The sequence below is a fragment of the Streptomyces spiramyceticus genome, assembly GCF_028807635.1.
GTDB lineage: Bacteria > Actinomycetota > Actinomycetes > Streptomycetales > Streptomycetaceae > Streptomyces > Streptomyces spiramyceticus.
Genome location: NZ_JARBAX010000002.1, coordinates 1364794 through 1381624, shown reverse-complemented (window position 1 = coordinate 1381624; position 16831 = coordinate 1364794). Strand labels below are relative to the sequence as shown.

16 protein-coding genes and 1 pseudogene are annotated in these 16831 nt (G+C 69.4%); 4 read left to right on the top strand and 13 right to left on the bottom strand.

The genetic code is table 11. The features are described from left to right. Positions 1-136 precede the first annotated feature (136 nt). Positions 137-592 (top strand): DUF4383 domain-containing protein, encoded by a 456-nt coding sequence (locus PXH83_RS29670; protein WP_274564511.1) that lies wholly within the window; start codon positions 137-139, stop codon positions 590-592. Between the two features lies 1 nt (position 593). On the opposite strand, the gene PXH83_RS29665 is transcribed toward PXH83_RS29670, so the two are convergent. The 4 genes from PXH83_RS29665 to PXH83_RS29650 form a co-directional block, all read right to left on the bottom strand. Continuing rightward, positions 594-1598: a M28 family peptidase gene (locus tag PXH83_RS29665; protein ID WP_274564510.1), complete on the bottom strand. Its 1005-nt coding sequence runs from the start codon at positions 1596-1598 to the stop codon at positions 594-596. Between the two features lie 96 nt (positions 1599-1694). After that, positions 1695-2564: a geranyl diphosphate 2-C-methyltransferase gene (locus PXH83_RS29660; protein ID WP_251021209.1), complete on the bottom strand. Its 870-nt coding sequence runs from the start codon at positions 2562-2564 to the stop codon at positions 1695-1697. A 52-nt stretch (positions 2565-2616) separates the two neighbouring features. Further along, on the bottom strand, positions 2617-4023 hold the full coding sequence (locus PXH83_RS29655) for a family 2 encapsulin nanocompartment cargo protein terpene cyclase (protein ID WP_274564506.1): 1407 nt from the start codon (positions 4021-4023) through the stop codon (positions 2617-2619). A 35-nt stretch (positions 4024-4058) separates the two neighbouring features. Continuing rightward, positions 4059-5477: a family 2B encapsulin nanocompartment shell protein gene (locus tag PXH83_RS29650; protein ID WP_274564505.1), complete on the bottom strand. Its 1419-nt coding sequence runs from the start codon at positions 5475-5477 to the stop codon at positions 4059-4061. A 342-nt stretch (positions 5478-5819) separates the two neighbouring features. Between PXH83_RS29650 and PXH83_RS29645 the strand changes: the two genes are divergently transcribed. Then, positions 5820-6116, top strand: a complete 297-nt coding sequence (locus PXH83_RS29645) for an antibiotic biosynthesis monooxygenase (protein ID WP_274564504.1) — start codon at positions 5820-5822, stop codon at positions 6114-6116. 162 nt (positions 6117-6278) lie between these two features. Here PXH83_RS29645 and PXH83_RS29640 read toward each other — a convergent pair. Then, a pseudogene (locus PXH83_RS29640) lies at positions 6279-6440 on the bottom strand (1,3-beta-glucanase); the annotation flags it as partial. Between the two features lie 3 nt (positions 6441-6443). After that, positions 6444-7217: a LysR substrate-binding domain-containing protein gene (locus tag PXH83_RS29635; RefSeq protein WP_274564503.1), complete on the bottom strand. Its 774-nt coding sequence runs from the start codon at positions 7215-7217 to the stop codon at positions 6444-6446. A 58-nt stretch (positions 7218-7275) separates the two neighbouring features. Here PXH83_RS29635 and PXH83_RS29630 point away from each other — a divergent pair, with 58 nt between their 5' ends. Next, positions 7276-7680 (top strand): DUF5997 family protein, encoded by a 405-nt coding sequence (locus tag PXH83_RS29630; protein WP_214926845.1) that lies wholly within the window; start codon positions 7276-7278, stop codon positions 7678-7680. A gap of 495 nt (positions 7681-8175) precedes the next feature. On the opposite strand, the gene PXH83_RS29625 is transcribed toward PXH83_RS29630, so the two are convergent. The 4 genes from PXH83_RS29625 to PXH83_RS29610 all read right to left on the bottom strand — a co-directional run bounded on the left by PXH83_RS29625 (position 8176) and on the right by PXH83_RS29610 (position 13695). Further along, on the bottom strand, positions 8176-9117 hold the full coding sequence (locus PXH83_RS29625) for an NAD-dependent epimerase/dehydratase family protein (protein WP_274564500.1): 942 nt from the start codon (positions 9115-9117) through the stop codon (positions 8176-8178). Positions 9118-9189: 72 nt separating this feature from the next. Continuing rightward, positions 9190-9591, bottom strand: a complete 402-nt coding sequence (locus PXH83_RS29620) for a hypothetical protein (RefSeq protein ID WP_274564499.1) — start codon at positions 9589-9591, stop codon at positions 9190-9192. A 260-nt stretch (positions 9592-9851) separates the two neighbouring features. Then, complete coding sequence (locus tag PXH83_RS29615; RefSeq protein ID WP_274564498.1) at positions 9852-13229, bottom strand: pyruvate carboxylase; 3378 nt, start codon at positions 13227-13229, stop codon at positions 9852-9854. A gap of 211 nt (positions 13230-13440) precedes the next feature. Next, positions 13441-13695, bottom strand: a complete 255-nt coding sequence (locus PXH83_RS29610) for a ricin-type beta-trefoil lectin domain protein (RefSeq protein ID WP_274564496.1) — start codon at positions 13693-13695, stop codon at positions 13441-13443. 323 nt (positions 13696-14018) lie between these two features. On the opposite strand from PXH83_RS29610, the gene PXH83_RS29605 reads away from it, so the two are divergent. Beyond that, positions 14019-14639 carry a TetR/AcrR family transcriptional regulator gene (locus PXH83_RS29605; RefSeq protein WP_274564495.1) on the top strand — a complete coding sequence of 207 codons (621 nt, stop codon included), beginning with the start codon at positions 14019-14021 and terminating at the stop codon, positions 14637-14639. Positions 14640-14809: 170 nt separating this feature from the next. Here PXH83_RS29605 and PXH83_RS29600 read toward each other — a convergent pair whose 3' ends face one another. From PXH83_RS29600 to PXH83_RS29590, 3 genes are read right to left on the bottom strand one after another with little or no spacing between them, the layout of a single operon-like run. Further along, on the bottom strand, positions 14810-15385 hold the full coding sequence (locus PXH83_RS29600; protein WP_274564494.1) for a hypothetical protein: 576 nt from the start codon (positions 15383-15385) through the stop codon (positions 14810-14812). A gap of 27 nt (positions 15386-15412) precedes the next feature. After that, the gene (locus PXH83_RS29595; protein WP_274564493.1) at positions 15413-16069 is read right to left on the bottom strand and encodes a hypothetical protein; all 657 of its coding nucleotides are present in this window, start codon (positions 16067-16069) and stop codon (positions 15413-15415) included. Between the two features lie 35 nt (positions 16070-16104). Beyond that, positions 16105-16797, bottom strand: a complete 693-nt coding sequence (locus PXH83_RS29590; protein ID WP_274564491.1) for a hypothetical protein — start codon at positions 16795-16797, stop codon at positions 16105-16107. Positions 16798-16831: the final 34 nt, after the last annotated feature.

Below are 16831 nucleotides of genomic sequence, written 5' to 3'. Positions count from 1 at the left end.
GTCAGTTCCAGCCTAGGGAAGGCGGGCGACATGTGCGGTCTTCTGCGGGTGTCGGCAGCCGCCAGGGGTACAAGCGGGGCGAGTATCCGGAAAGGGGCGGGCCCGACGGGGCCCTCTGCGAGAAAGGCATCCGCTCATGAGCAGCGTTCACCATATGCCGCCGACCGCCCGGACCCGCGTGCAGCAGGCCGCACTGCTGGTGGGCGCGGTCTTCCTCCTGGTGGGCGTCCTGGGCTTCATCCCGGGGATCACCACCGACTACGACACGCTGGAGTTCGCCGAGCGCGACTCCGAGGCCGAGCTGCTGGGCGTGTTCCAGGTGTCGATACTGCACAACATCGTGCACCTGCTGTTCGGTCTTGCCGGCATCACCATGGCCGGCGGCGCGACCACCGCCCGCATGTTCCTCATCGGTGGTGGTGTCATCTACCTGGCGCTGTGGGTGTACGGCCTGATTATCGACCACGACAGCGACGCCAACTTCGTACCCGTCAACACAGCCGACGACTGGCTGCACTTCGGCCTCGGCCTCTTCATGATCGTCCTCGGGGTCGTGCTCACCCGCGGCGTCCGGCCCGGCGCCGCGCGCTGAGTCACCAGGACGCGGCGGTGGCGGCGGTCGCGACGGCGACCGCCGCCAGACGCCCGTAATCGAGGGTGTCCGGCGTGTCGGTCGGCCGATGGTAGTGGGGGTTCCGGAAATTCGCCGTACCGGTGAGCATCAGGGCCGGAATCCCCGCGTTCCAGAAGGACGCGTGGTCGCTGCGGTCGAGCTGGATCAGCAGGGGCAACGCGACGCCGGCGAGCGCGCCCAGCAGGCCGTGCGGACGCGGGTCGCGCAGGGTGACAGCGGGCAGCCGTGGCTCCGCGGCCTCCGCTGCGCGGCGCCACAGGGCGGCCGCCGCCGCGGTCGAGCGCCGGTGGACCACAAGGGTGAAGTCGCCCCTTTGCCCGTCCGAACGGACCCGGGCGGCCACGCGGGGAAAGGCCGCTCCGAAGCCGGCGGGCATCAGCTGGGTTCCGGGCTCGGTCGCGAAGAAGCCGACGGACTCCAGGCACATCATGCCCGCGACCTGCCGGGTGCGGCGCAACTGTCGGGCGGCGAACCGGGAACCGATCATGCCCAACTCCTCCATGTCGAAGAACAGGAGGGTGACGGCGGGCGGCTGCGGCAGCCCGCCGAGAAGCCGCGCGATCTCCAGCAGCGCGGCGACTCCGGAGGCGTTGTCGTCGGCGCCGGGGCTGCCGTCGACGGTGTCCAGATGCGCTCCGACTACCACGGTGGGCCGGTCGTCGGCCCCCGGCAGCTCGGCAACGAGATTCGCGCCGGTCAGTCGCCGGTGCAGGCGGAGCTGGAGCGCGATCGCCCGATCGCCCTCGCGGTCGGTGCCGCCCAGCCGCCACCGTACGTCGAACGGCTGCCGCTCCGTCCGCCAGCCGGCGGCGGCCAGTTCACGCATCACATGGGCCTCGGCGCGCATCATGGCCTCGGGGGCGCGGGTGCGGCTGCGCGGGCGGTCGGCGAGGAATTCCACGTCGTGCCGCAGGCGCAGCGGGTCGGCCCGCCGGTTCAGTTCACGTATGAGCGCGAGCACCACGGTTCCATCCTCCTCGGATCGGATCGATCCTGCGAAAGCCCCGGGCCAGAAGCCCGGGGCTTTCGCGCGTGGCGTGCCATGCCGTCCGTGGGCGGTTCAGACCCGGTCGGCGGCAATCAGCAGGTAGTGGAAGCTGCCTTCCTTGTACGCGGTCAGGAACGGGTCCTCGATGCCGGTGGCCACCGAGCACTTCTCACGCAGCTCCCAGTACGGGATGGTCTGGGCGGTGAGGTCGACGACGTTGATCGGGACGAGGCTGTTGGCGGCCATGGCCTTGAAGTAGTCGCTGCGGGGATGAATGTTGCAGGTGTAGTGCTCGTCGATGCGGCTGACGGCCTTCGACCGGCCCCCGGTGACATCGTTGTAGCAGCCGGTGATGCACACGTACCGGCCGCCGTACTCCAGCAGGCGGGAGAACTCGCCGTAGAGCTCGAACAGGTCCACGTACATGGTGGTTTCGTTGGTCCAGATGCCCCGGCGCGAGCCCGTGGCCAGGCCCGTGTCGAGCATGTTGCGGAAGTGGAACTTCACCCGGTCGGCGACACCGCGCTCCTTGGCCTGGGAGTTGGCGAAGCCGACCTGGTACTCGGAGATGCTGACGCCGTCCACCTGACAGCCGAAGCGCTGGTTGGCCATGAAGCTGGTGCCGCCCCGGCCGGAACCGGCGTCCAGCAGACGGTCCCCCGCGCCGATGTCGCCCAGGTGGTCGAGGAGAACCTCCGCCTGAGCGGTCTCCAGGCGGTGCAGTTCCTCGATGATGCGCTGGTCCCGGGTCGCCTCGGGGCCCTCCAGGACGGAGGGGTCGTAGTCGCCGATGCCGTAGTGGTGGTGGTAAAGGCCGTCGACCTCGCCGAGGCGGATGTTGACGGGGTCCTTCTCGGTGTTCCAGTACTCGGCGACGGACTTCTGGTACTCGGTGCGCAGAACGCCGTCCATTGCGGCGATTTCCGTCTCGGTCGTGGGCATGGTGGGGGGCTCCTTGCGTACTGAGAGGGGGGAAGGATTACGGGGTGATGGGTCAGCCGGCTGACGCGTAGCGGGCGCTGGTGGCGTGCCATTCGCGGTTGCCGCCCACCCAGGCCCACGTTCCGGCCAGGAAGCGGCGCAGCTCGGGGGAGCCGATGAGGGCGAGGGCGGAGGCCTCGGCCTCGTACGTGTGCATCAGCTCGTCGTGGATCTCGACGCTGCGCTCGACGGCTTCCTGCAGCGAGCACTTCTCCTCGGCCGCGATCAGCATGGGCAGGCTGAAGTCCGTGGGATCTTCCTTGCCCATGGAGTACAGATCGTTCATGAGCACGGTCGCGGTCCCGGCCAGGTTGAACGCCCGCCGCACCCGTGGGTCGGAGAACTCGGCCATCGGGACCTCGTACCCGGCGATGGCGTCGACCAGCACCATGCACGGGATGAAACTGTTCTCATGACGGTGCATCAGGTACTCCCAGACCGGCGGGGTCTGTTTCGCCGTGTGCCAGACCCCCTCCTGGTTGTACGCCACGAACATGATCGCCAGTTCGTGGCGGAGCCGGCGCACCTGGGTCGTGGTGGCGTAGTCGAGGAGGTTGTCCAGGGCGGAGCGGAGCGCCATCGCGACCGGGTCCTTCCGCACAACCTGCTCCAACTGCGGTGCGTAGCGCAGCGGGAGCTGGGCCTGGTCGATCACCGAGTGGCAGATCGCGAGGCGCTGACCCATCAGCTCGTGGCGGGGTTCTTCGACCTCACAGTCGACGATGTGGTCGTCGACGGCCCACTCGGACAGGCCGCACTTGGCGGCCGCCAGCAACCGGTCGGGGTCGTCCGTCTCGGGGTGGGCGAGCATCATGAGACGCCCGAAGTTGGCCGAGCGGACCATGTCGAGCCGGCCGGGGTAGATCCCGACCTCCTCGGCCCACACGACCAGCCGCTCGTTGACCACCTCACCGAGCGCGGGGTCGTCGCGACCGGCCGGCGGGCAGTACAGCGCCGGGGGCGCCGGCCTGTCGGCGGGAGGAGGCCCCGGACTCGGCCCCCCGCCCCCGAGGCGGGCGGCCGAGGTGCCAAGACCGGTGGGGCCGCCGAGCACGGGGAGCCCGGCGGTCACCTGTTCCGTGGGCGCCACGGGCATCCGGGGTTCGACGACCCGCATGCCGGACCACATCGCGCGGGCGGACGCCGGGGGGACCGGAGCCTCGGCCGCCGGCGGGGCGGGGGCCTCGGAAGCCGAGGGGATCAGCGCCCTGGCTGCCGAGGTGCCGAGCCCGGAGGGCCCGCCGAGCACCCGCCGTACGTCCGGTCCCGCGGACACCGCCGTAGAGGCCGCCCTCTGAATCGGCTCCGGCCCGAAGAGATTCCCCCTTCCCGGGCGTACCGGGTCGGACAGCAGGGCACCCACCAGCCCCGCCACTTCGTGCTCGGCGGCGGAAGCAGACATCCGGGACAGCAATGACACCGCTTCAGCCCTCCTTCACCGGTGGAATCGGACACTCAGGCACGCGGACGTACCTCGACGTTCTCAAGGATCCCGATGGCGTCCGGGACGAGAATGGCCGCGGAGTAATACGTGCTGACCAGGTACGAGATGATGGCCTTCTCGTCGATGCCCATGAACCGCACATTGAGGCCGGGCTCGACCTCGTCGGGGATCCCGGTCTGGTAAAGGCCGATGACGCCCTCGTTGTCCTCGCCGATACGCATGGCGATGATCGACGAGCTCTGGTGCTCGGTGACCGGGATCTTGCCGCACGGGAGGATCGGCACACCCCTCCAGGCGGGAATCTGGTGGCCGTCGACATCGACACTGCCGAGCGAGATGCCCCGCTTGTTGCACTCCTTGCCGAACGCAGCGATGGCGCGCGGGTTCGCGAACATGTACCGGGTGCCGCGGCGCATGCTCAGCAGGTCGTCGAGGTCGTCCGGGGTGGGCGGTCCCGAGTGGGTCTGGATGCGCTGGTCGAACTCGGCGTTGTGGAGCAGACCGAATTCGCGGTTGTTGACCAGCTCGTGCTCCTGGCGCTCACGCAGTTCCTGGATCGTGAGCCGCAGCTGCTGCTGGGTCTGGTTCATGGGCTGGTTGTAGAGATCGGCGACCCGACTGTGCACCTTCAGCACGGTCTGGGCCACGCTCAACTCGTACTCGCGGGGCTTGAGTTCGTAGTCCGCGAAGGCGCCGGGCAGGGTCGCCTCGCCGACATGGCCGGCACTGAGGTCGATCGCGGCCTCGCCGGACTTGTTCACCTTGTACCCGTTGGAGCTCAGCGCCCGGACGTGCTCCCGCAGCTGCTCGTACTGGCCGGCCACCGCCTTGTACGCCGCCTGCGGCAGCGCGAGGATCGTGACCCCGGTCGCGGCGCGGGCGGTGAACTCCCATTTGCCACCGGCGCCCGCCAGTACGTGACCGCCGAAGGTGTCGCCGTCGCCGAGGCGGCCCAGGATGGTCTCGTCCCCGTACTTGCCGGTGCCGACCTTCTCCACCTTGCCGTGCGCGATCAGGAAGATCTGATCGGCCTTCTTGCCCGCGTTCACGATGATCTGGCCGGGCTCGTATTCCTTCTGTACGAACTTCTCGGCCAGCGCACCCAGGGCCGTGGTGTCGTCGAACCCGCGCAGCAGCGGCAGTTCAGCCAGCTCGGCGGGGATGACCTGCACCTTGGAGCCGTTCTTGATGAACGTCACCCGGCCGTCGCCGACTGTGTACGACAGGCGACGGTTCACACGGTAGGTGCCGCCGGGCACATGAACCCACGGCAGCTTCCGCAGCAGCCACCGCGAACTGATGCCCTGCATCTGGGGTTCGGACTTGGTCGTCGTCGCGAGATTTTTCGCGGCCGCCGTGCTGAGGCTCTGCTGTACTTGCTCCACTTGCGCCGCGTTCGCGTCCGCGGGCGCACTCGTCTCGACCGACATCGGTCGCCTCTCCTCTTCCGCCACTGTCCGGCCGGACAACCGGACGCAATTACTCTATGTAGCGGCAATGGGCACTTCCATCACGTTCAGTGACCGACGCGCCGGGTAGAGAGAAGCACTCCACCCGTCATCGTGCGCCCCCTTTCACACCCCCGTACGCCCCCCCCAGCCTTCAGGTGCGGCCATCACGGTGTACTCACGGCACGGCAGCGCGATGGCCCGGCCTCCGGCGTTCCCGGCCCGCGGCGTTCCCGGCCCGCGCCGGAGGCGGCAACGGCGAGACGGACCTACGGTGGATCAGAGAGCGCCGTCACGGAACCGGCGTTCCGGAGGGAGGCTGCGATGGAGGAGCACTTCGTCTGGGTGACAACGCGCCGCATCAGGCCGGACACCTTGGAGGATTTCGAGACAGCATGGCGGCCCGGCCCGTTCCCGCAGGGCCTGCTCCGCGCCTTCGCGTACTGGTCAGAGGACGGGCAGGAGATCACCGGGGTGTCGTTCTGGGAATCCGAGGAAGCGTGCGACGCCTGGCGGGCCTCCGACGCGGAGAGGCGGCGCCGTGAGGCCATGGCCCCGTACGTCGTCACGGAACGGGAAGGCTTCTATCGCGGCGGCGAACTCGCCGTCCCCGTACGGTAGCCGGGACCGTCGGCGAGCCGAACGCAGCAGTCCCGTGGTCATCGGGTCACTGTCCACGTGCCGTCGGATCCCACGCTCCAGCGCTGGGCGTCCCTGCCATTGCAGTCGTAGAGCGGTACGGGTGTGCCGTTTGGCGTTGTTGGCGTCGGCCACGTCCATGCCACGGCGGGCGGTGATGACGAGATTGCCCTGGCCGTCGAGTGCGGCGTTGCGGTTGCCCGCGGTGTAGTACTGCCGCTCATGGTTGTTGACGTTGTCGCCCGTCTCGATCTGGCACTTGCGGCCGTCGACGGAGGAGCCCGCGGGCCCGTCGAATTCGTCGCTGCGCTACGACCGGCGGCGGGGTTTGCCGCGCTTGCCGCCTTTAGGGCTGCCGGATGCACTCCGGAGGCTCTTGCCGGTCGGCTTGCCGGTCGACTTCCCGGCTGCGGGTTTCCGCCGTGCGCCGCGCGTATCGGGGCTCTTTCGCTTCGGCTCCGCCGGGGTCACGGGGCGGCCCCGTGTGCTGTTGACGGTCCGCCCACGGACGATCCCGATGAGGTGCTCCACCAGGTCGGTGGTTTCGTCCTGCGGCCACGACAGCGCGACGCCCGACTGGGGGGCGTCCGAGACCGGCCGGTATGTGAGGTCCTTGCGGTGGTGCAGCCGGGCGAGCGACTGCGGGACGACGAGCAGCCCCACACCCGCCGCCACCAGTTCGACGGCGTCCGCCGTCGTGGCGGGGCGTTCCTTCGCGGGCACTCCCGGCCGGCGCTCCCAGTCGAGGGTGTCGTCGAGGGGATGCAGCACGATGTCGTCGGCCAGATCCTCGGCGGACACCTCGTCGACGGACGCCACAACGTGGTCCTTCGGGACCACGACGACCGACGTCTCGGTGTAGAGGGGGATCGCGCTGAGGACTTCCCGGTCCACCGGCAGCCGTACGAAACCGGCGTCGGCACTGCGCCCCCGCAGCACGTCGCACGCTTCGGCGGCGGACACCGCGACGAGAGTCAGTGGGACGTCGGGCAGTCGCTCGTTCCAGATCCGCACCCACTTCGTGGGCGTCACTCCCGGGACGTACGCCAGCCGGAACGAAGGGGTTGCTTCCGAGCCTGTCACTCCGCCAGGTTACCGGTCGTGGTCGGAGGTAGCTCACATGCTCGATACTCTTGACACCATGACGTCGCACCAGACCACCCAGACGATGAAGCCCGCGACCGCGGCGAAGAAGCTGGGTGTGTACCTCGAGGCCACCCCCGCCGAGTTCCAGGAGGGTGTCGTCTCGCGCACCGAGCTGAACGCCCTGCAGTCCGACCCGCCCGAGTGGCTGCAGGAACTGCGGCGCAACGGCCCGCACCCCCGGCCGGTGGTCGCGGCGAAGCTGGGCATCTCCATCGCGGGTCTCGCGCGCGGCGGAGTCACGGAGCCCCTCACCACGGAGCAGATCGACGCGCTGAAGACGGACAACCCCGAGTGGCTGCAGAAGGAGCGCGCCACCCAGGCCGAGGTCCGCAAGGAAGCGGTCCGCATCAAGGAGCAGAAGGCGGAACGAGGCGAGCAGCCCCGCCGACCGCGTTCCTGACCGCCACGCCGCGGACGGCCGAGGCCTCCGCAGCACAGGCTCTCGGTGCGAGGGTTCGAGCGGCTGTCCCCCGGTTCGAGGAACAGCACAAAGCCCCGGGACCATGAGGACCCGGGGCTTGTCCGTTCACTCTCCGTGCGCCAGGTTTAACGACCTGGGCTCGCGTTGGTCACTTGCTGGGACGGCTGCGGCAGGGTGACTACGGTACGCCTTGAGAACGCGCAGGTCAGGCTGTATAGCCCGGGTCAGTGGTGCCGGTCAGGTTGATCTCGGTGAGAACGTCATCGGCAGTGCTGCGCGCACCGAAGCCGGTGCCGAGCTTCCGCTGTTTTGTGATCATGCGGATGACGCCAGAACCTGGAGCGCCCGCTAGGTCAAGGCGTGGTTTGCCCATGAGCGAGAACGGTCACAGCCCGATACCTCGCGCACAGCGCTCGGCTGCCCCGTTCAAGTGCCGTGTGTGGCTGCGGCGAGCCACCGGACAGGGCCTAGGTTTCACCCGGCGATGGCCAGTCGCTCACGCCACCAGTCCACTGTCGCCTTGACCTGCTCATCGACAGGGGTGGCTCGTACCGCAAATTCGGATTCGTAAGCACTCGAATCAACTACAAATGGACGGTCGAACTGATAACGGATCTCCTTGAGTTCGCGGATCAGCGGAGAGAACACCGACACGACCCCGAGCACAGCCGGCGGCAGCCTGCGCACCGCGACCGGCCCCGTTTGCGACTGAGTGGCAAGGCGGTCGACCATCTCCCGGGTGGACAAGGCGGGCTCCGTCGGCACGTGCCAGGCCCGCCCCCAGGCCCGTTCCTCGTCCGCGACCTCGGCCAGGGCCCTGGCCACATCGGGGAGGTAGCTCCAGCTGTGCGGGGCGTCCGGGTCCCCGAGCGTGGAGACCGGCTTACCGCGCAACAGTCGTGGCATGACCCGCGCGGCCAAGTGCCCGCCGTCGGTCGCGCCGGGCCCGAAGAAGTCCGAGGCCCGCACCTCGACCGCCTTGATACGACCCTGCTCATGGAGTTCCCGCGCCTGCTCCCAAACGGCAGCGCGCACCCGCCCCTTGGGGCCGGTCGCCGCGAGCGGCAGTTCCTCGGTCATGGGACCGTCGACCGGACCGTACCCGTAGAGGTTGCCCAGCATGACCAGGACGGCCCCGGTCGCCTCGGCCGCCGCGCAGACCGACGCGGCCAGCGGTGGCCATTCACTCGCCCAGCGATGGTAGGGCGGTGAGGCACAGCCGTAGATCGCGGCCGCGCCCTGCGCGACGTCGATCAATCGCTTGCTGTCCGTCGCGTCCAACGCTACGTGCTCGATGCCGGGCTCCGGGCTTCCGCCCGACTTGGTGACGACGCGTACTGAATGCCCATTCTTGGCCAGCAGCCGAGCAGTTGCCGCCCCTGCGGGCCCGAAACCTATGACGATATGAAGGCTCACGCACGCACACTAGCGCGAGTGTGTGCTGATGTTGTGTCAGGCTAGCGCTGGCCCGATCTCCGGCAGCAGACCTTAGGCGCTGTTCCGGGGTGGATGCAGTCGGCTGAAGCCCGCCTGCAGGGTGTGGAGGGTTACGGTGCCTCCGCCGAGCATCTCGGCCTTCTGGCGGAGCTGGTCCACGACTACCTGGCTCGGCCGGCCGTACACGTCGATGGATCTCATGCGGATGAGCGCACCGAACTGGCGGAACTTTGGTCCGCCGAGCTCCAGGTGGAGTTCCATCGACGCCGAATCAGGATGGACGGCCACCACGGTCATCGTGGACTCCGACTCGTCGATGTAGAAGTCGTAGGCGATCAGCTGCGGCTCGCGCGCCTCGACAAACGCGACCAGGTCGCGCATCCCGTTCTTGACCTCCGCGAGCTTGCCCCCGCGGATGTCCGAGCGGTCGACGTAGTAAATGGGTTCCGCCATGCCGCCTGAACCTATTGCCGAAAGCCCGCTTGGTCCGCTCGGCGCGCGGTCCCATTCCAATCCGGCTCTCCCACGAGAGACCTGAGCTCGGGGCGGGCAGGCGGTCGCCGGCGTAGCCGTGGACCTCGCCGAAGCGGGTGCGCGCAATTGGCACCCGAGGGTCAGCGATAGGCGGCGGACGGCCGGCCGACTTCCGTACGCGGGCGGTCGGCCCAGGAACCTCACCCGGGCCGACCGCGTACGCCCGTACGAAGCAGATATCAGCCGATCTCGATGAGCAGATCGCCCGCCTCGACCTGCTGGATCTTTCCGATCGCCAGCCGCGCGACCGTGCCCGCGCACTGGGCGGTGATGGAAGCCTCCATCTTCATCGCCTCGATGGTGGCCACCGTCTGACCCGCCGACACCGAAGAGCCCTCCTCCACCTGGAGCGTCACGACGCCGGCGAACGGCGCGGGGACATGCCGGTCGTTGCCGCGCTCGGCCTTCTCCGCGGCCTTGACCTCGGTGGCGACGGACTTGTCCCGCACCGACACCGGCCGCAGCTGGCCGTTGAGCGTGGCCAGCACCGTACGGAAGCCCCGCTCGTCGGCCTCGGAGATCGCTTCCAGCTCGATCAGCAGCGTGACACCGGCCCCCAGGGTGACCGTGTGCTCGGTGTCCGGCTCCAAGCCGTAGAAGAAGTCCTGCGTGGGCAGTACGGACGTATCGCCGTAGGCCTCGCGGTGGGCCTGGAACTCCTTGGTCGGGCCGGGGAACAGCAACCGGTTCAGCGTCGCCCGCCGCTCCCGGCCCAGTCCCTCGCGGTCCTCGTCCGACAAGGTCGGAGCCCCGGCCTGCTCGGGGCGGCCCTGGAGTGCGCGCGTACGGAACGGCTCGGGCCAGCCGCCGGGCGGGTCGCCGAGCTCGCCGCGCAAGAATCCGACCACCGAGTCCGGTACGTCGAACTTGCCGGGGTCGGACTCGAAGTCGGCCGCCTGGACCCCGGCTCCGACCAGGTGCAGGGCGAGGTCTCCCACCACCTTCGAGGAGGGGGTCACCTTGACCAGCCGGCCCAGCATCCGGTCGGCGGCCGCGTAGCAGTCCTCGATCAGCTCGAAGCGGTCGCCGAGGCCGAGCGCGATGGCCTGCTGACGCAGGTTCGACAACTGTCCGCCGGGGATCTCGTGGTGGTAGACCCGCCCGGTGGGCGAGGCGAGCCCCGACTCGAAGGGCGCATAGACCTTACGCATGGCTTCCCAGTACGGTTCGAGTCCTCCGACCGCGTCGAGCGAGAGCCCGGTCGCGCGCTCCGTGTGGTCGGTAGCCGCGACGAGCGCCGACAGGGACGGCTGGCTGGTGGTGCCCGCCATCGAGGCGACGGCTGCGTCGACGGCGTCGACGCCCGCGTCGATCGCGGCGATCAGCGTCGCGAGCTGGCCACCCGCCGTGTCATGGGTGTGCAGATGCACCGGAAGGTCGAAGCGGTCGCGCAGTGCGGTCACCAGGGTGCGGGCGGCGCGCGGGCGCAGCAGGCCGGCCATGTCCTTGATGGCCAGTACGTGCGCGCCGGCCTCCACGATCTGCTCCGCGAGGCGCAGGTAGTAGTCGAGCGTGTACAGCTGTTCGGCCGGGTTCGACAGGTCCGCGGTGTAGCACAGGGCGACCTCGGCCAGCGAGGTGCCGGTGGACCGGACGGCATCGATGGCGGGACGCATCTGCGAGACGTCGTTGAGCGCGTCGAAGATCCGGAAGATGTCCATGCCGGTCGCCGCAGCCTCGGCGACGAAGGCCTCGGTCACCTCGACGGGGTAGGGCGTGTAACCGACGGTGTTGCGCCCGCGCAGCAGCATCTGCGTACAGATGTTGGGCACCGCCTCCCGCAGGGCCGCGAGCCGCTCCCAGGGATCCTCGGCGAGGAAGCGCAGGGCGACGTCGTACGTGGCGCCGCCCCAGCACTCCAGGCTCAGCAGCTCCGGTGCTGTGCGGGCGACATGCGGGGCGACGGCCAGCAGATCGCGCGTCCTCACCCGGGTGGCCAGCAGGGACTGGTGCGCGTCGCGGAAGGTCGTGTCCGTCACCGCGACGGCCCGCTGCGCACGCAGTTCCGCTGCGAACGCCTCCGGCCCGAGTGCCGCGAGGCGCTGCCGGGAGCCTTCGGCGGACGCTCTGCCCAGTGCGACGGGAGGGAGCTTGGCAGCCGGGTCGATGACCTGGGGACGCGGGCCGTGGGGACGGTTGACGGTCGTCTCGGCGAGATACGTGAGCATGCGACTTCCGCGGTCGGCCGAGGGGCGCGCCCGGATCAGCTCCGGATGCTCGGCGATGAAGCTTGTCGTGACACGGCCTTCGCGGAAGCCGGGGTGGTCGAGCACGGCGCCCAGGAAGGGCAGATTGGTGGCGACTCCGCGGATACGGAACTCGGCGATCGCACGCCGTGCGCGGCGGGCGGCGTTGGCAAAGTCGTGGCCGTGGCAGGTCAGCTTGACCAGCATCGAGTCGAAGTGGGCAGACACTTCGGCGCCGGTGTGGACGGTGCCGCCGTCGAGCCGTACACCGGGGCCGCCCGGGGAACGGTACGCGGAGATGGTGCCGGTGTCGGGACGGAAGCCGTTGGCGGGATCCTCAGTGGTGATACGGCATTGCAGGGCCGTGCCCGTGAGGACGATGTCGTCCTGCGTCAGCTGCAGTTCCGGAAGTGTCTTTCCCGCGGCGATCCGCAGCTGCCCGATCACCAGGTCCCGTCCGGTGACCTGCTCGGTGACCGTGTGCTCCACCTGGATACGCGGGTTCATCTCGATGAAGACGTGGTTGCCGCGCTCGTCGACCAGGAACTCCACGGTCCCCGCGTTGACGTATCCGATGTGCTTGGCGAACGCGACGGCGTCGGCGCAGATACGCGCGCGCAGCTCCGGGTCGAGATTCGGCGCTGGCGCGATCTCGACGACCTTCTGGTGGCGGCGCTGCACCGAACAGTCACGCTCGTACAGGTGGACGACATTCCCGTGGGCGTCGGCGAGGATCTGCACTTCGATGTGGCGGGGGTTGATGACGGCCTGCTCCAGGAAGACGGTGGCGTCTCCGAACGCCGACTCCGCCTCGCGCATCGCCGCGTCGATCGCCTCCCGCAGCTCGGCGGGCTCGGCGACGCGCCGCATTCCTCGCCCGCCGCCGCCGGCGACCGCCTTGACGAACACCGGGAACCCGATGGAGTCGGCCGCGCCGATCAGCGTGTCCACGTCCGTGGACGGCTCCGACGACTTCAGGACGGGAACCCCGGCCTCGCGGGCGGCCGCCACCGCGCGGGACTTGTTGCCGGTGAGGTGCAGTACGGAAGCGGGGGGCCCGACAAAGGTGATCCCGGCCTCGGCACACGCGGCGGCGAGGTCGGGGTTCTCCGACAGGAAGCCGTATCCGGGGTAGATGGCGTCGGCGCCGGCCCTGCGCGCGGCCTTGATCACCTCGTCGACCGAGAGATAGGCCCGCACCGGGTGGCCCTTTTCGCCGATCTGGTAGGCCTCGTCAGCTTTTGCCCGGTGGAGCGAGTTGCGGTCCTCGTAGGGGAAAACGGCCACGGTGGAGATGCCGAGCTCGAACGCCGCGCGGAAGGCGCGGATCGCGATCTCGCCACGGTTGGCGACCAATACCTTGCGGAACATCAATGTCCCCTGTCGTGTGCGGGCGCGGCGCCTCAAGGTGGCGATGTCATTCCGTCTGCCGGGATCGGCATCCGCTGTTCCCGTGGACGGTACCGATCAGTAGCGGTGGCGTCGATCTCCCACCGGAGGGAGCTACGTCACGCCGGTCGGAGCAGGCGTCGGCCCAGCCGCAGAACCTCGGGGCGTCCAGGCAGAGGCCGACCCGAGCGCACTAGGTCTGCCTCGTCCACCGCTGCGACGCCTCCCCGGCGCACGTCTTCGTCACCAGGCCGCTGCTCATGCCCAGGTCGAGGCAGCCTCCGCCGTAGTCGCTCCGGAGGCTGCCACCTGAACCCGTACGCCACAGCCGGCCGGTGGCCTGGGCACAGTCGCCCACGAAGACGGCCTGGCCGAGCCCGTTGGAGTACAGGCACTGGCCGGTCTGCTGGTTGACGAGCTTGAAGCTGCCGTCCGACCTGCTCTGCACGGTCCACCGGGCGGTCGAGTCCGAGCAGTTCCCGTGGTCCGCGGCGCCGTAGACCTGAGTGATGCATGAGCCGTTGTCGCCATTGCGGTAGCCGTAGGTGCCGGAGGTGGGGGGCGCGGTGGCCGTGGACGTCCCGCCGCCGGAGGTGCCGGAACCGACCGAGCTGCCCGAGCTGCCGGAGCTGCTAGAGCCGCCGGAGCCGCCGCTTCCGCCCGTGCCGTCCTCTGCGCCGGTCCCGGCGCCCCCGGCGACCGCGACGTGGGACCCGCCCGTCTCTTCCTGCCCCTTGTCCTCGTCGTTCTCCTCAACCTTCTCCTTGCCCGGTGACTTCGCCGGTGACTTCGCCGGTGACGCCGTACCCGACGGGGCGCGGCGAGGTGACCGCCGACTTGCTCCTCGGCGCCGCGCTGCGCGTCTACGCCGCCGAGGGCGAGCGGGGCATCACGGTCGGCGCGGTCACCCGGGCCAGCGGGGTCAGTCTGGGCAGTCTCTACCACCACTTCGGCAGTGTCGACGGCCTCATGGCCGCGCTGACGCAGCGCTGGCTGAGCCGGCTGCTGGGCGAGCTGGCCATGTCTCTGCAGGACGCCCGCACCGCCCGTGCCGGCATCCGCGCCCTCGTCCGGACCTACCTGGCGTTCATACAGGAACACCGGGACGCCGCCCTGCTCCTGCACTCCTCCACGGCCGACCGATACGGCATGGCCCAGGGCAAAGAACTCCGCGACGCCCAGGAGGCCCGGCTCTCGGCCTTCGCCCAGTGGATCCAGCCCCGCGTCGAGTCCGGCGAACTCGCCCCGCTCCCGCTGCCTCTGATCGAGTCCCTGGCCCTCGGCCCGGTCGTCGGCGTCGCCCGCCGCTGGCTCTCGGGCATCGACGACGTCGACCTCGACGAGGCCGCCCGGATCCTGCCGGACCGGATTTGGCGGTCGCTGGCCCCGTGACGCGCGAACCTGATGCGGGCGACGTACGCAGCGACAAGGCCCCCCTGCACGTACACCACCGGTGACTTTGGCCTCGCGAGGCGCGCGCGAACGCCGACGCACCGCCAGTCCGGAGGAAGTGGTGGCTGTCTGCGTCACTCGGCGGTTCGTCGGGCGTACGCCGCGACGGGTCAGGCGGCGAGGCTGATGAGACCCGCGGCGATGGCGACGACGCCGTCCAGGACCGCGATCGCCAGACCGGCGGCGCCCACGACGAAGAATGCTTGCGACACCCTGTCCCGGGGCGTGGTCTCGGGACGCGCGTGGGGGGACTTCTTGGGGTCGACAAGTACCGCGATACCGATCCCGACGACCATCAGAGCGAGCCCGACCTGCCAGATCTCCCCCAACGCGGGCCAGAACCCGACCGGTTGCGGCTCACCCCCGGAGTCGGCCTGCATCTCGATACGAGCCCCGTCCGGGTAGTCCTCGGCGGCCCCCTCGATCTCGACGTACGAACTCCCCTGTCCGTCGTCGTGCGGGGTGAACATGCCGTCGCACTCGTAGTCGGAGTTGTTGCGACGCAGGTCGGTGTCGTGGCATTCGGAGACGGCATACGTCCCCGAGCTGCCGAACGCGCCGACGGACAGTGCCAGATCGTTGCCGGCGATGCTGCCCCAGACACCGGCCATCAGGATGGCGAAAACGCCGAGGATGCGCCCGACTACGCGGGTGACGGGGTGGGTCTCGGACGTGGTGCGTGCCATGGGGCTGATCTCTCTTCGAGGGCTGAACTAGATGATCTTGTGCGTGAGTTCGGCCTGTTGGGCCTTGGTGGTGCGGCTGTGGTCGGCCTGCCTGCGGTCGGGGGCGGTCGCGTCCCAGTCCGCGGGCTGCATGAAGAGGAACACTCCGCTACTCGGTACGTAGCCGACTGCGCCGAAGGGCGGGTCGCCCGCGATGTACAGGCCGTCTTCGACGCCTTTGGGCCAGGGGTTGTGCCATGGGCCGCGCCGGGGGGCCGGGTTGATCCGCATCAGCGGTGACTCCTGGCCGTCGGCGGTGTGCAGCGTGAGCGTCATGTTCTTCGGGCGGCCCCTGGTGGCCTCGGCGCCGTCCACCTTGGTGATCTGGGGGCAGAACGTGTCGAAGGAGTACTGCGCGAGCGTCTTGCGGCAGCTGCCCGTGATGGTGACCCCGAGGGGGATGCTGTAGAGCGAGGCGAGGAAGCCGAGGATGCCGACGAAGATGATCGGCCCTCCGACGATGGGCACCCATGACATACCGGCGTGCTTCGCCGCTTGCCCCAGTCCCGGCGTTGCGAACGCCATGAGCCCGTAGATCACGGTGTTGCGGATACCGGCCCACCACGCCCGCTTGGTCAGCTTCTGCCGCAGCGCGGCGGCGTCCAATGCACCCGGCGTGTGGGTGCCTTGAGTGTTGTCCGGCATCATCTCTCCTGCAGTCCGCCCCAGCCCGGCTGGTGCTATCCGAAGTCGTTCCGCATGGCGACGGCGGCGCCGGTCGGCGCCTCCGGTTCCCGGTCCTCGTCGGTGGCCGTGGCCCGCGCGGGATCGGTGAAGGTCAGGGTGCGGGCGATCCCGAGCAATATGTTCCGGTAGTCGTCGGCGGAGTCGAGATCCGGGGTCACCATCTGAAGCACGATGAGCTCCGGGGTGCTCGGTGCCGCTACCGCGACGGTGCCCTGCCAGATGTGACTCGAGGCCGCGTCGCTCCGCTCCGGGTGCCGGGTCGACCGCGGGGCGGGCGCCCGCTTCTCGGCGAGGAAACCGAGACCGCACGGCAGCTCCAGCGGTCGCAAGCCCTCGTCCGGGTCGTCCGCGGCGCTGCCCGCGAGGCCGGCCACCGCGAGCTTCGCGCTGCCCGACGTCGGCAGCGTCGACACGGTGAACACCGACGTGGTGAAACCACCGACGTCGTCGGGATGCATACCGAGCGCACACTCCTGCACCCGGTTGGTGTTCAGCAGGCCGATGATGCCCGCATACAGGCGCAGGGCCCGGTCCGCCTCGTCCCGTTCCTGTTCGGGCAGTCCACGAAGCTGGTTGATGATCTCCATGAGCCGCTCGGCCGGCGGCAGGAGGTCCAGGGACATATATCCGACGGGCAGTCCGTACCAGAAGGCAGGCTTGCGGGTGTCCTGGGATGCGGTGGTCAAATCACTCACGGTCATGCGCTGCCTTCACTGCTTT

Coding starts and splice junctions, on each gene's coding strand:
- PXH83_RS29670 (WP_274564511.1), top strand. CDS start 137: ATGAGCAGCGTTCACCATATGCCGCCGACCGCCCGGACCCGCGTGCAG.
- PXH83_RS29660 (WP_251021209.1), bottom strand. CDS start 2,564: ATGCCCACGACCGAGACGGAAATCGCCGCAATGGACGGCGTTCTGCGC.
- PXH83_RS29650 (WP_274564505.1), bottom strand. CDS start 5,477: ATGTCGGTCGAGACGAGTGCGCCCGCGGACGCGAACGCGGCGCAAGTG.
- PXH83_RS29645 (WP_274564504.1), top strand. CDS start 5,820: ATGGAGGAGCACTTCGTCTGGGTGACAACGCGCCGCATCAGGCCGGAC.
- PXH83_RS29630 (WP_214926845.1), top strand. CDS start 7,276: ATGACGTCGCACCAGACCACCCAGACGATGAAGCCCGCGACCGCGGCG.
- PXH83_RS29620 (WP_274564499.1), bottom strand. CDS start 9,591: ATGGCGGAACCCATTTACTACGTCGACCGCTCGGACATCCGCGGGGGC.
- PXH83_RS29615 (WP_274564498.1), bottom strand. CDS start 13,229: ATGTTCCGCAAGGTATTGGTCGCCAACCGTGGCGAGATCGCGATCCGC.
- PXH83_RS29600 (WP_274564494.1), bottom strand. CDS start 15,385: ATGGCACGCACCACGTCCGAGACCCACCCCGTCACCCGCGTAGTCGGG.
- PXH83_RS29595 (WP_274564493.1), bottom strand. CDS start 16,069: ATGCCGGACAACACTCAAGGCACCCACACGCCGGGTGCATTGGACGCC.